At 67.1% G+C, this 11,291-nt stretch carries 12 protein-coding genes and 1 pseudogene; 8 read left to right on the top strand and 5 right to left on the bottom strand.

Translation table 11 applies throughout. The features are described from left to right. Positions 1–155: 155 nt before the first annotated feature. The 3 genes from RLN94_RS19350 to RLN94_RS19340 all read left to right on the top strand — a co-directional run bounded on the left by RLN94_RS19350 (position 156) and on the right by RLN94_RS19340 (position 2,063). Positions 156–776 (top strand): FMN-binding negative transcriptional regulator, encoded by a 621-nt coding sequence (locus RLN94_RS19350; protein ID WP_350131590.1) that lies wholly within the window; start codon positions 156–158, stop codon positions 774–776. A 61-nt stretch (positions 777–837) separates the two neighbouring features. Continuing rightward, positions 838–1,440 (top strand): glutathione S-transferase, encoded by a 603-nt coding sequence (locus RLN94_RS19345; protein WP_350131459.1) that lies wholly within the window; start codon positions 838–840, stop codon positions 1,438–1,440. Positions 1,441–1,463: 23 nt separating this feature from the next. Next, on the top strand, positions 1,464–2,063 hold the full coding sequence (locus RLN94_RS19340) for a 2-hydroxychromene-2-carboxylate isomerase (RefSeq protein WP_350131461.1): 600 nt from the start codon (positions 1,464–1,466) through the stop codon (positions 2,061–2,063). A 35-nt stretch (positions 2,064–2,098) separates the two neighbouring features. Here the strand turns inward: RLN94_RS19340 and RLN94_RS19335 are convergent, their stop codons facing one another. The 3 genes from RLN94_RS19335 to RLN94_RS19325 are packed head-to-tail and all read right to left on the bottom strand — an operon-like array spanning position 2,099 to position 4,644. Then, on the bottom strand, positions 2,099–3,505 hold the full coding sequence (locus RLN94_RS19335) for a PepSY-associated TM helix domain-containing protein (RefSeq protein WP_350131464.1): 1,407 nt from the start codon (positions 3,503–3,505) through the stop codon (positions 2,099–2,101). Between the two features lie 39 nt (positions 3,506–3,544). Continuing rightward, on the bottom strand, positions 3,545–3,919 hold the full coding sequence (locus tag RLN94_RS19330) for a hypothetical protein (RefSeq protein WP_350131467.1): 375 nt from the start codon (positions 3,917–3,919) through the stop codon (positions 3,545–3,547). A 38-nt stretch (positions 3,920–3,957) separates the two neighbouring features. Continuing rightward, entirely contained in the window at positions 3,958–4,644 is a 687-nt protein-coding gene (locus RLN94_RS19325) for an outer membrane protein (protein WP_350131470.1), read from the bottom strand. Positions 4,645–4,879: 235 nt separating this feature from the next. Here RLN94_RS19325 and petA point away from each other — a divergent pair, with 235 nt between their 5' ends. The 3 genes from petA to RLN94_RS19310 are packed head-to-tail and all read left to right on the top strand — an operon-like array spanning position 4,880 to position 7,581. Next, a complete protein-coding gene (gene petA / locus RLN94_RS19320) occupies positions 4,880–5,440 on the top strand; it encodes a ubiquinol-cytochrome c reductase iron-sulfur subunit (RefSeq protein ID WP_350131473.1) in 561 nt (186 codons plus the stop codon). Positions 5,441–5,452: 12 nt separating this feature from the next. Beyond that, positions 5,453–6,775 carry a cytochrome b gene (gene petB / locus RLN94_RS19315; RefSeq protein ID WP_350131476.1) on the top strand — a complete coding sequence of 441 codons (1,323 nt, stop codon included), beginning with the start codon at positions 5,453–5,455 and terminating at the stop codon, positions 6,773–6,775. Positions 6,776–6,792: 17 nt separating this feature from the next. Then, positions 6,793–7,581: a cytochrome c1 gene (locus tag RLN94_RS19310; protein ID WP_350131479.1), complete on the top strand. Its 789-nt coding sequence runs from the start codon at positions 6,793–6,795 to the stop codon at positions 7,579–7,581. Between the two features lie 165 nt (positions 7,582–7,746). Here RLN94_RS19310 and RLN94_RS19305 read toward each other — a convergent pair whose 3' ends face one another. Both RLN94_RS19305 and mutY read right to left on the bottom strand, forming a co-directional pair. Further along, positions 7,747–8,892 (bottom strand): alkane 1-monooxygenase, encoded by a 1,146-nt coding sequence (locus RLN94_RS19305; RefSeq protein WP_350131482.1) that lies wholly within the window; start codon positions 8,890–8,892, stop codon positions 7,747–7,749. Between the two features lie 34 nt (positions 8,893–8,926). After that, positions 8,927–9,984, bottom strand: a pseudogene (gene mutY / locus RLN94_RS19300) (A/G-specific adenine glycosylase). An 83-nt stretch (positions 9,985–10,067) separates the two neighbouring features. Here mutY and RLN94_RS19295 point away from each other — a divergent pair. Continuing rightward, positions 10,068–10,577 carry a DUF721 domain-containing protein gene (locus RLN94_RS19295; RefSeq protein WP_350131488.1) on the top strand — a complete coding sequence of 170 codons (510 nt, stop codon included), beginning with the start codon at positions 10,068–10,070 and terminating at the stop codon, positions 10,575–10,577. A gap of 16 nt (positions 10,578–10,593) precedes the next feature. Then, positions 10,594–11,291 (top strand): thioredoxin domain-containing protein (locus tag RLN94_RS19290; RefSeq protein ID WP_350169458.1); only part of this gene is annotated, 698 nt, incomplete at its 3' end.

Genomic DNA, 11,291 nt, shown 5'->3' with positions numbered 1-11,291 from the left:
TTCCGCCGCAAGCTGCAGGAGGCGGGAAAGCCCGTCAAACTCGCCATCATCGCCTGCGCCCGCAAGCTGCTCACTATCCTCAATGCCATGCTGCGGGATCAGAGGGAGCACCAGCCAGTGGCGGGATGAGAAAGACAGTTGCTATGGACCTTGCAATGCATCCGAACCCGGCCTTTCGTCAGGCGCCCGAGGCGCGTAGTATCGGTTTTGCCCGTGAGCAGGGGTTCGGCCTGTTATGCGTGGGCACCGATGCGGCGCCGCTGGTGAGCCATATTCCCTTCCTGTTGTCGGAGGATGGCAAGCGGGCGGAGTTTCACCTTGTCCGGTCGAACCCGATCGCGCGCATGCTCGCCGCGCCGGTGCAGGCGCGTCTCGCGGTGCAGGGGCCGCATTCCTATGTTTCGCCGGACTGGTACGGGGTCGAGGACCAGGTGCCGACGTGGAATTACATCGCCGTTCATCTCGTGGGCGAGGTGAGCCTGCAGCCGCAGGAGAGTTTGCACGACCTGCTCGACCGGCAGTCGGCGGTGTACGAGGAACGGCTCGCGCCCAAGACGCCTTGGACCACGGCGAAGATGAGTGACGGCGTCATGGAGAAGATGATGCGCCAGATCGTGCCCTGCGTGATGGATGTGGCGGACATCCAATCGACATGGAAGCTGAACCAGAACAAGCCGGAGGAGGTGCGCCTGCAGGCCGCCGGCGAGGTGGAGGCGCACGGGCCGGGGCAGGAGACGCCGGCGCTGGCCGCCCATATGCGCAACCCCGACGGATAGCGATGGACAGCGGGCGGCGGGGAGCCTAGCCTTCGCGCCGAAACCCGAGGGAGTTCCGCCCATGAAGCTGATCAGCGCCGCGGCCTCGCCCTTCGCCCGCAAGGTGAGGGTGCTGCTGCACGAAACCGGCCAGACCGACGCCGTCGAGATCGTCGATGTCATGACCACCGCCATCGATACCAACCCCGACCTTGCCGCCGCCAACCCGGCGGGCAAGCTGCCCGCGCTGGTGCGCGACACCGGGCCGACGGTGTATGACAGCCGGGTGATCTGCCGGTTTCTGGATGCGGAATTCGGCGCGGGGCTCTACCCGGAAAGCCGGCTGTTCGAGACGCTGACGCTGGAGGCGACGGCCGATGCGATGATGGAGGCCGCCCTGCTGATGGTCTACGAGCATCGCGTGCGCCCGCCCGAGAAGGTGTTCGACGGCTGGATCGACGCGCAATGGGCCAAGGTGGCGCGCTGTGTCGAGGCGGTGGACGGGCGGTGGATGAGCCACCTGAACGGGCCGCTGGACATGAGCCATGTCGCCATCGGCTGTGCGCTGGGCTATCTCGATTTCCGCCATTCGGGCCGGAACTGGCGCGAGGGGGCGGGGGCGCTCGATGACTGGTACGCGGTGTTCAGCGCGCGCGAGAGCATGAAGGCCACCGCGCCGGAGTGACCGGCGCGGCCGGGGAGGGTGGCATGGGCCATATCGATTTCTGGTACTCGATCGGCAGCACCTATACCTATTTGACCCTGCCGCGTATCGAGGCGGCCGCGCAGCAGGCCGGTGTGGGGGTGCGCTGGCGGCCGTTCAACGTGCGCACGGTGATGGTCGAACAGAACAACATCCCCTTCATGAACAAGCCGGTGAAATCGGCCTACATGTGGCGCGATATCGGGCGCCGGGCGGCGCGCTACGGGCTGACGCCGCGCCTGCCTGCGCCCTATCCGCTGGCGGGGCTGGAACTGGCCAACCGGGTTGCCGTGCTGGCGGAGGAGGAGGGCTGGGTTGCCGAGTATACCCGCGCCACCTATCGCCGCTGGTTCGAGGAAGGGCTTCCGGCGGGAGAGGAGCCGAACCTGAGCGCCAGCATCGCCGAAACCGGGCTCGACCCGGCGCGGGTGATCGCGCAGGCGCAGGGCGAGGCCACCGGCACCGTGCTCGAGGCGGTCACGGAGGAGGCTGTGGCGCTGGGCGTCTTCGGCTCGCCCAGCTTCGTGACGGGGGGCGAGGTATTCTGGGGCGACGACCGGCTGGAGGATGCCCTGGGCTGGGCGCGAGACGGCGGGGCCGGGTAGGTGCCGCGCCCCGGTGAGGGCGCGGCAGGCCGGTGTCAGGCGAGACGCGCCCGCAGCCCCGGCAGGCGCGAGAGCAGCACGAGGTCGAAGAGCAGCACCGCGATCAGGGTGAGCCCCGCCAGCGGGAAGGCCAGCGACACGATCAGCCCGACCAGTACCGCGCCCCGCCAGAGCGGCAGGTCGGCGGGCAGGGGCGGCGGGGCGAGGCGCAACTGGCCGCGCGGGCGGCGTTTCCACCACATGACCACGCCGCTGAGGCAGAGGAAGAGCACCGAGAGGCAGAAGAGCGTGTTGGCCAGCACGCTCCACAGCCCGAGCGTGCCCATGTGCAGGGCGATACCCACCGCCATGGCCTTGCCGAACCACGAGTAATCCTCGTAGCGCACGTCGGCGAGGATCTTGCCGGTGTGGCGGTCGATATGGGTGGTCCGGTCGGAGGTGGGATCGGTGCTGTCGGTGCTCATCGAATCGCGGCTGAGCGTCCAGACGCCGGTGTCGCTCTGCGGCAGGTTCATCTGGTAGCGCCCGTCGAAGCCGATCCGGCGGGCGAAGGCATCGACCGTGTCGACGGTGAGCGGCCCGGCGATCCCGTCGGTGCCGGCATCTCTGCCAGAGGCGGGCATCGGGGTCTGTTCCAGCGCCCAGGGCACTTCCTTGGGGCCGTGGTTCATGCTGGCATGGGTGCTGTCCGAGAGCGGCACGTCGACGCCCCATTTGCCGGCCGGGAACTGGTTCCAGGCCTGCATGATCTTCTCGCCCCAGACGCCCGACCACGAGAGGCCGGAGACGAGGAAGAACATCAGGATGACCGAGATCCAGAGGCCCACCGCCCCGTGAAGCGCCCGCCATCCCGCGCGGCCGCGGCCGATGCGAGGCAGGAGCGCCCGGGCGAGACCGGTGCCGCGCGGCCACCAGAGGTAGAGGCCGGTGGCGATCAGCACCATGCCGAGGGAGGCCGCGATCTCGATCATCCGATCACCGGTGACGCCGAGCAGCAGGGTGCCGTGGAAATCGTCCGCCAGGTCGTACCAGCCGCTGCGGCGGGGGAAGGTCTCGAGCACCTCGGCGGTGTAGGGGTCGAGGGCGACCATGGTGGCGCTGTCGCCCTGATCGACGCGGAAGATGGCGGCGAGGTCGGGGGCGCGGGGGGCGATGTATTGCACGAGGTGGCTGCCGGGCACGGCGGCGAGCGCCGCGTCGGCCTGCACCGAGACGGCGAGCGGGGCCTCCTGCGGGGTGACGGGCAGGCGCTCGCCGTCGCGCCCGTCGATCCAGGCGATCCAGAGCATGGCCATGCCGGAAAGGGCAAGCATGATGAAGAAGGGAATGATGTAGAGCCCGGCGTAGAAATGCCAGCGCCATGCGGCGCGATAGAACGGGTTGGCCGCCACGGGGGCGGAGCGGTCACGCGCGGGCGTGCCGGTCAGGTCGGTCGAAACCATGGGAAAAGTCCTCTGAAGGGGAAGGGAAATGTCTTCGCGTCAGAGGAGGCGCGGCGGGGCGCGCGGGGATTGCAGCAGGAAAGGGGGTGCCACGCGGGCGGCGAAGGCGCGGATCTCGGCCTCGGCAGGGTGGGCCGTGGCGGGGCGCGGCAGGACAGGGGCCTGTGTGGCGATTTCGGCAGCCACGAGCTGTACCGACCAGTCGCAGCGCTGGTGGGTGCGTTCGACCGGGGTGCCGTTCTCGTCGAGGGTGACGGTGACGGTTTCGCCACCGGTGCACAGGACGATCGTCAGCGCGCCGTTCATCCACGCGGGCATGGTGCCGGCGGCAAGCCCGGCGTAGAGGGCGAAGACGAGGACGAGCACCGCCCCGGCCGGCCGCAGGCGCCGGCGTGGCCGGGCGGTTGCGGTCATGGGGCGGCCCCTTCAGCCGTCATGGCGCCGGCCCCGGATCAGAAGCTGTAGCTGACGCCGAAATTGATGGCGTGGGTGGTCAGCTCGGTGCTGAGGCGGCCGGGAAGCTGGCCGGGCACTGCCGGGTCGGCGTCGAGCGTGATGTCGTTGTCGGACCAGGTCACCTGGTACTCGCCGAACAGCGCCCAGCGGTCGTTCAGGTCGTATTTCATGCCCGCGATCCCGCGCAGCGCGAGGCCGGTCTGTTCGTAATCGTAGGTGCGGTTCGTGGCGCCGATCACCTGCGCGTCGACATGCGGGATGGCAAGGCCGACACCGGCGCCCAGATAGGGCGTGAATTTCGAGCCCTTGAAGAAGCCGGGCCAGCGTTTCATGACGTTGGCGGTGAAGATGTTGTGCCCGTCCGACAGCTCGAACCGGCTGAGGCCGAGCGCGGCGAGGTCGCCGGCCGAGGCATAGGCCTTGGTATGCGTGCCCTCGACGCCGAAGCCGATGTTGTTGGTGTTCCACCACATCGCGCGGCCACCGTAGTAGATCGGCGACTCGAACGGCTTGCCGTCCCAGTTGAACTTGCGGCTGAACGCCGCGCCGCCGGGCAAAGTGCCGCTGCCGCGGCTGTCGGAGACACCCTGCCAACCGAGATAGAGGCTGAGCTCGATCTCCGCGGCGGCCGGGCTGGCCAGCAGGACGAGGGCGGCGAGGGCGGATCTGGCGTAACGCAACATGAGAAGGGACTCTTTTCCGGGAATACGGTTCGATTGCCTGCTTACACGCCACCGCCCCGCGCCACAAGCGCGACAGATGAGCGCCCCGGTCAAATCGTGGCGAATGTGCACTGGACGCCTCGCCAAAGCCCCGCTAAACAGCGGGTCGGAAACGTGCCCGGTGCTCTTGCGCCGTGGTCATGTCATTGAGATGATGAACTTGGCCGGTTCCGGCTTGAGATATGGAGTAAACCTCGTGTCCCACGAAGAAGATCACGCAGGCACCCGTAGGGATTTCCTCTACTATGCCACCGCAGGCGCAGGTATCGTCACCACCGGGGCGGTCGTCTGGCCGCTGGTGAACCAGATGAACCCGTCCGCCGACGTTCAGGCGCTGAGCTCGATCCGGGTGGACGTGTCCGGCGTCTCGGCCGGGACGCAGCTGACGGTGAAGTGGCTGGGCAAGCCGGTCTTCATTCGCCGCCGCACCGAGGAAGAGATCGCCGAGGCCCGCGACGCCGACGTGTCGTCGCTGCCCGATCCGCTGGCGCGCAACGACAACCTGCCGCCCGACGCCCCGGCGACCGACGAGAACCGCTCGTTCGGCGAGACCGGCGAGTGGCTGGTGGAAATGGGCGTCTGCACGCACCTGGGCTGTGTGCCGCTGGGCAATGCCGGCGATTTCGGCGGCTGGTTCTGCCCCTGCCACGGGTCGCACTACGACACGGCCGGCCGTATCCGCAAAGGCCCCGCGCCCGAGAACCTGCCGGTTCCGATCGCGGAATTCGTCGACGAAACCACGATCCAACTCGGATAAGGAAGCGCGCTCATGTCCGGAATTCCGCACGATCACTACGAACCGAAATCGGGCGCCGAGAAGTGGCTGCACAAGCGGCTTCCCATCGCCAGCCTGTTGTATGACACGCTGATGATCCCCACGCCCAGGAACCTCAACTGGATGTGGATCTGGGGGATCGTCCTGACCTTCTGCCTCGTGCTGCAGATCGTCACCGGCATCGTGCTGGTGATGCATTACACGCCGCATGTCGACCTGGCCTTCGCCTCGATCGAGCACATCATGCGCAACGTGAACGGCGGCTACATGATCCGCTACCTGCACATGAACGGCGCGTCGCTGTTCTTCTTCGCCGTCTACATCCACATCTTCCGCGGTCTCTACTACGGCTCGTACAAGGCCCCGCGCGAGGTGACGTGGATCGTCGGCATGCTGATCTACCTGCTGATGATGGGCACCGCCTTCATGGGCTACGTGCTGCCCTGGGGGCAGATGTCGTTCTGGGGCGCCACGGTGATCACCGGCCTGTTCGGCGCGATCCCGTTCATCGGCGAATCGATCCAGACCTGGCTGCTGGGCGGACCGGCTGTGGACAACGCCACGCTGAACCGCTTCTTCAGCCTGCACTACCTGCTGCCCTTCGTGATCGCGGCGCTGGTGGCGGTGCATATCTGGGCGTTCCACACCACGGGCAACAACAACCCCACCGGTGTCGACGTGCGCCGCACCTCCAAGGCCGAGGCCGAGAAGGACACGGTGCCGTTCTGGCCGTACTTCGTCATAAAGGACCTGTTCGCGCTGGGCGTGATCATGGTGGTGTTCTTCGCCATCGTGGGCTTCATGCCGAACTACCTCGGCCACCCCGACAACTATATCGAGGCCAACGCGCTGGTGACGCCGGCGCATATCGTGCCGGAATGGTACTTCCTGCCGTTCTACGCGATCCTGCGCGCCTTCACCTCGGACGTGTGGGTGGTGATGCTGGCAAGCTGGATCACCGGCGGCATCGTCAACGCCAAGTTCTTCGGCGTGCTGGCGATGTTCGGCGCGATCGCGGTGATGGCGCTGGTGCCGTGGCTCGACACCTCGTCGGTGCGCTCGGGCCGCTACCGGCCGATGTTCAAATGGTGGTTCTGGCTTCTGGTCATCGACTTCGTCGTGCTGATGTGGGCCGGGGCCATGCCGGCCGAGCCGCCCTACTCGACGATCTCGCTGATCGGGTCGGCCTACTGGTTCGCCTATTTCCTCGTGATCCTGCCGCTGCTCGGCGTGATCGAGAAGCCCGAGGCGCAGCCGGAGACCATCGAGGACGATTTCAAGACCCGTCACGGCAAAGCCGAAACGCCGGCCGAGTGAAGAAAGGACAAGGGACAATGTTGAAAAAGATTGCGATCTCCGCAGTTGCCGCCCTGGCCCTTTCGGGCTCGGGGGCGCTGGCGGCCGAAGGCGAAAGCCACGTGCATGACGTCGACTTCTCGTTCGAGGGGCCGTTCGGCTCGTTCGACCAGAACCAGCTTCAGCGCGGGCTCAAGGTCTATACCGAGGTCTGCGCCTCCTGCCACGGCATGCAATACGTGCCGTTCCGGACGCTGTCGGACGAGGGCGGGCCGCACCTGCCCGAGGACCAGATGCGGGCCTACACGGCGAATTTCGAGGTCTTCGACCCGGAGCTCGACGATTTCCGCACCGCCAAGCCGACCGATCACTTCCCCCGGTCGAACCTGGAAAACGCCCCTGACCTGAGCCTGATGGCCAAGGCGCGGGCCGGGTTCCACGGGCCCTACGGCACCGGCATCAACCAGCTCTTCAAGGGCATGGGCGGGCCGGAATACATCGTGTCGGTCCTGACCGGCTATACCGGTGAGACCAAGGAAGAGGCGGGTACCACGCTTTACGAGAACACCGCCTTCCCCGGCGGCTGGATCTCGATGGCGCCGCCGCTTTACGGCGAGGACGTGGAGTTCGATGACGGGCACTCGAACGAGCTGCACCACGAGGCCGAGGACGTGGCCGCCTTCCTGACATGGGCCGCCGAGCCCAAGATGATGGCGCGCAAGCAGGCCGGGCTGGCCGGGGTGATCTTCCTGACCGTGCTGACCGTGCTGCTGTACCTGACGAACAAGCGCCTCTGGGCGCCGATCAAGGGCAAGAAGACGGCCTGATCCGCACGGCTTTTGAATTGGGAAACCCCTGCCTGAATGGGCGGGGGTTTTTCTTTGGGCCGGCGTTGGAAGGGGGCGCTGCGCCTAGCGTTGAATTTCCAGCGGAAATTCAACGTCTCCCCCCGGGATACTTCCGGCCAGAAGAAGCGCGGGGCGGGGCTTTGCTCAGGCGCCGCGGGGCATGGGGTTCCGGGCCTTGTTGTAGGGCAGCCAGTCGGTGATCTCGGGGTAGTACATCTGCCGCCACTGGCGCACGCGGGGGTTCATCACCCGGCGCCAGACCGGCGGAACCATCGCCGCCATGGTCATGACCGGGTAGCCATAGGGCAGTTGCGGCGCCTCGTCGATTCCGTAGGTCTGCAGGAGCGGGAAGCGCCGGTCGGGCTTGTAATGGTGGTCGGAATGGCGCTGGAGGTTGATCAGCAGCCAGTTCGACGCCTTGTGCGCCGCGTTCCAGCTGTGCTGGGGTTTGACGTGTTCGTAGCGGCCATCGCCCAGGTGTTTGCGGGTGAGGCCGTAATGCTCGACATAGTTGACGAGCTCGAGCTGCCAGACCGCCACGAAAGCCTGCCAGAGGAAGAGGAAGAGCCCGGCCCAGCCGCCAATCAGGATCGCCAGCAGCAGCATGAAGCCCTGCAGAGCCCAGTAGCGGAAGAAGGGGTTCGAGAGGTCCGTCCAGGGCAGGCCCTTGCGGGCAAGCATGCCCTTCTCGGCGCGGAAGGCGGATTTCAGAGACCCGATCAGCACGCGGGGGAAGAAGCGGTGAAACCCCTCGTTGTAGCGCGCCGTCACCGGGTCGCGCGGGGTGCCCACGTGCCGGTGATGCACCTGGAGGTGTTCGGAGCGGAAATGCGAGTAGAGCACCATCGACAGCAGCACGTCGCCGAGGAAGCGCTCGCCCCGGTCTTTCTGGTGCATGAGCTCGTGGGAGTAGTTGATGCCCACGGTGCCGGTGATGACCCCCACGCCGAAGAACAGCACGATGGTTTCCAGCGCCGAGAGATGCGCGTTACCCGGCCCGGTGACGTACCAGATCAGGCCGAAGAGCAGGGCGAACTGCACCGGCGGCCACACGAGGGTGATGGCCTTGTACCATGTCAGGTCATCCTCGCCCGTCTCGGGGTCGGCATTGTCGAGGTTGAGGCCGAGGATCGCGTCGAGGATCGAGAAGAAATACCACGTCACGATGGGCAGGAGGATCACCGTCCAGCCCCCTACCGTGGCGCCGAGAATGGCAACGGGCACGAGCAGCAGCGACATCCAGAAGGGGATGGCGTTGCGCAGGTTGACGGCTTGTCTGGCAGGGATCATGGCGTGGCTCCTCGGTTCTTGCCGCGCGGTCAGTTTAGCGGGCATCTTCGAAGCTTCCATGCGCCAAGTCAAAAACCTTTCGCATGACGGTGGGTAACGATGCGGGGCTGAAATCCCTCGGCAGGAGGAAGATGCCGCGGGCCGGCTCTGTGTCGGCGGGGACGAGCGCCACATCGATTTTCAGGCGCAGGTGGAAATGGGTGAAGGTGTGGCGGGCTTCCTCGGGCAGGCGGTGCCAGTCGGCCCCGATTGGCGGGGCGGGCTGGGGATCTTCGTTCCAATCGCTGCCGGGCCAGCCCAGCATCCCACCCAGAAGCCCGCTGTCGGGGCGGCGTTCCAGCAGCCAGGCGCCGTCGGTGCGGCGGGCGACATAGGCGTAGCCGAAGCGGGTGGGCTTGGTCTTTTTCGGCGCCTTGACGGGGAGGTCGGCCTGAACGCCGGCCCTGCGGGCGAGGCAAGGCTCGCGCCAGGGGCAGATGCCGCAGGCGGGGGAGCGGGGGGTGCAGATGGTGGCGCCGAGGTCCATCACGGCCTGGGCGTAGCAGCCGGGGCGCTCATTCGGGGTCATCCGGGCGGCGGCGGCCATCATCTCGGGCTTGGCGGCGGGCAGGGGGGTGCGGATGTCGAAAAGCCGGGCCATCACCCGCTGACATTGCCGTCGACCACCACTTCCGGCGCGTCGTAGGCGATGGCCGAGATGGCGGCGGCGGTATAGGGGCCGATGCCGGGCAGGGCCAGCAGCCCCTCGCGCGTGTCGGGGAAACGGCCGCCATGCTCGTCTGCCACCACGCGGGCGCATTTCAGCAGGTTGCGGGCGCGGGCGTAGTACCCAAGCCCCGCCCATTCGCCCATCACCACGCCATCCTCGGCGCGGGCGAGGTCGGTCACCGTGGGCCAGAGCGTGGTGAAGCGTTCGAAATAGGCCTTCACGGCGGCGACGGTGGTCTGTTGCAGCATCACCTCCGACAGCCACACGCGGTAGGGATCGGGCCGCACGCCCGCCGCCCGCGCCGATGGCCCCACGCGCCACGGCAGGTCGCGCGCGTGCCGGTCGTACCAGTCGAGGAGTTCCTGAACCTGCCCGTCACGCATCTGTTATGCCTCTCCCTCATCTCGGGGGCTGTCAACGCCCGCCACTTGGCCTAAGTTAGGGCAGAACTGCCGGGAGGTCAGCCATGCCCGCCCACAAGGGCACAACATTCGGTTTCAAGCGTGGTGCGACCCTGCTGGGCGCACAGATCCGCAAGGCGTCGGAGACACGGGGCTTTGCCGTGAGCCGCGTGCTGACCCATTGGGCCGAGATCGTGGGGGAAGATATCGCCGCCATCGCCCGCCCGGTCGAGGTCAGTTATGGCCGGCAGGGGTTCGGCGCAACCCTGTCGGTGCTGACCACCGGTGCGCAGGCCCCGATGCTGGAGATGCAGAAGGAGGTTCTGCGCGAGCGGGTGAACGCGGCCTATGGCTACAATGCCATCGCCCGCATCCGCATCACCCAGACCGCGCCCACCGGCTTTGCCGAGGGGCAGGTGGCGTTCGAGACGCGCCCGAAACAGGCCCCGGCGGCCCCGCCCGACCCCGAGGCCGGCCGCCACGCGGCCGAGATCGCCGCGCCGGTCCATGACGAGGGGCTGAGGCAGGCCCTTGAAGCCCTGGGCCGTAACGTTCTATCCAGACGCAAACCCTGACCGAAGGAATTCCGCGATGAACCGCATGATCATCCCCGGGGCCGTGGCCCTTGCCCTTGTTGCCGGCCTGGCGTGGTGGCTGAACTCGCAGCCCACCCCGGCGCAGAGCGACCTGCCCTTCGCCGCCGTCAACGCGCAGCAGACCGATGGCGAGACGGCGGAGGGCGCCGAGACGGAAGAAAGCGCCGCGACCGAGGAAAGCGCCGAGGCGGCCGGTACTGATGCCGCGGACGCGACCGAGGAAAGCACCGAGGCGACGGAGGCCGAAGACGGCGCCGCAACCGAGGAGGCCGCCGCGCCCGCCGAGGAAGAGATCGACACCTCCACCATCGTCGAGATGTCGCTGGGCAACCCCGACGCCGAGGTCACGATGATCGAATACGCCTCGTTCACCTGCCCGCATTGCGCCAGTTTCCACCAGAACCAGTTCAAGCAGCTCAAGGCGGATTACATCGACACCGACAAGATCCACTTCATCTACCGCGACGTCTATTTCGACCGCTACGGCCTGTGGGCCGGGATGGTCGCGCGCTGCGGCGGGGAGGAACGGTTCTTCGGCATTGCCGACATGCTCTACAAGCAACAGCGCGACTGGATCGGCAACGGGCAGGACCCGGTGGCCATCGCCGACCGGCTGCGCAAGATCGGCAAGGTGGCCGGGCTGGAGGAAGATCAGCTCGAGGCCTGCCTGACCGACAACCAGAAGGCCAAGAC

It is taken from the genome of Roseovarius sp. (genome assembly GCF_040223625.1).
GTDB lineage: Bacteria > Pseudomonadota > Alphaproteobacteria > Rhodobacterales > Rhodobacteraceae > Roseovarius.
The sequence above is the reverse complement of the archived record's forward strand: the minus strand, read 5'-3'. Positions and strand labels throughout refer to the sequence as shown.

Excerpts from the sequence above, each read along its gene's own strand:
- RLN94_RS19350 (WP_350131590.1), top strand. The coding sequence starts at position 156 with ATGCATCCGAACCCGGCCTTTCGTCAGGCGCCCGAGGCGCGTAGTATC.
- RLN94_RS19345 (WP_350131459.1), top strand. The coding sequence starts at position 838 with ATGAAGCTGATCAGCGCCGCGGCCTCGCCCTTCGCCCGCAAGGTGAGG.
- RLN94_RS19340 (WP_350131461.1), top strand. The coding sequence starts at position 1,464 with ATGGGCCATATCGATTTCTGGTACTCGATCGGCAGCACCTATACCTAT.
- RLN94_RS19335 (WP_350131464.1), bottom strand. The coding sequence starts at position 3,505 with ATGGTTTCGACCGACCTGACCGGCACGCCCGCGCGTGACCGCTCCGCC.
- RLN94_RS19330 (WP_350131467.1), bottom strand. The coding sequence starts at position 3,919 with ATGACCGCAACCGCCCGGCCACGCCGGCGCCTGCGGCCGGCCGGGGCG.
- RLN94_RS19325 (WP_350131470.1), bottom strand. The coding sequence starts at position 4,644 with ATGTTGCGTTACGCCAGATCCGCCCTCGCCGCCCTCGTCCTGCTGGCC.
- petB (WP_350131476.1), top strand. The coding sequence starts at position 5,453 with ATGTCCGGAATTCCGCACGATCACTACGAACCGAAATCGGGCGCCGAG.
- RLN94_RS19310 (WP_350131479.1), top strand. The coding sequence starts at position 6,793 with ATGTTGAAAAAGATTGCGATCTCCGCAGTTGCCGCCCTGGCCCTTTCG.
- RLN94_RS19305 (WP_350131482.1), bottom strand. The coding sequence starts at position 8,892 with ATGATCCCTGCCAGACAAGCCGTCAACCTGCGCAACGCCATCCCCTTC.
- RLN94_RS19295 (WP_350131488.1), top strand. The coding sequence starts at position 10,068 with ATGCCCGCCCACAAGGGCACAACATTCGGTTTCAAGCGTGGTGCGACC.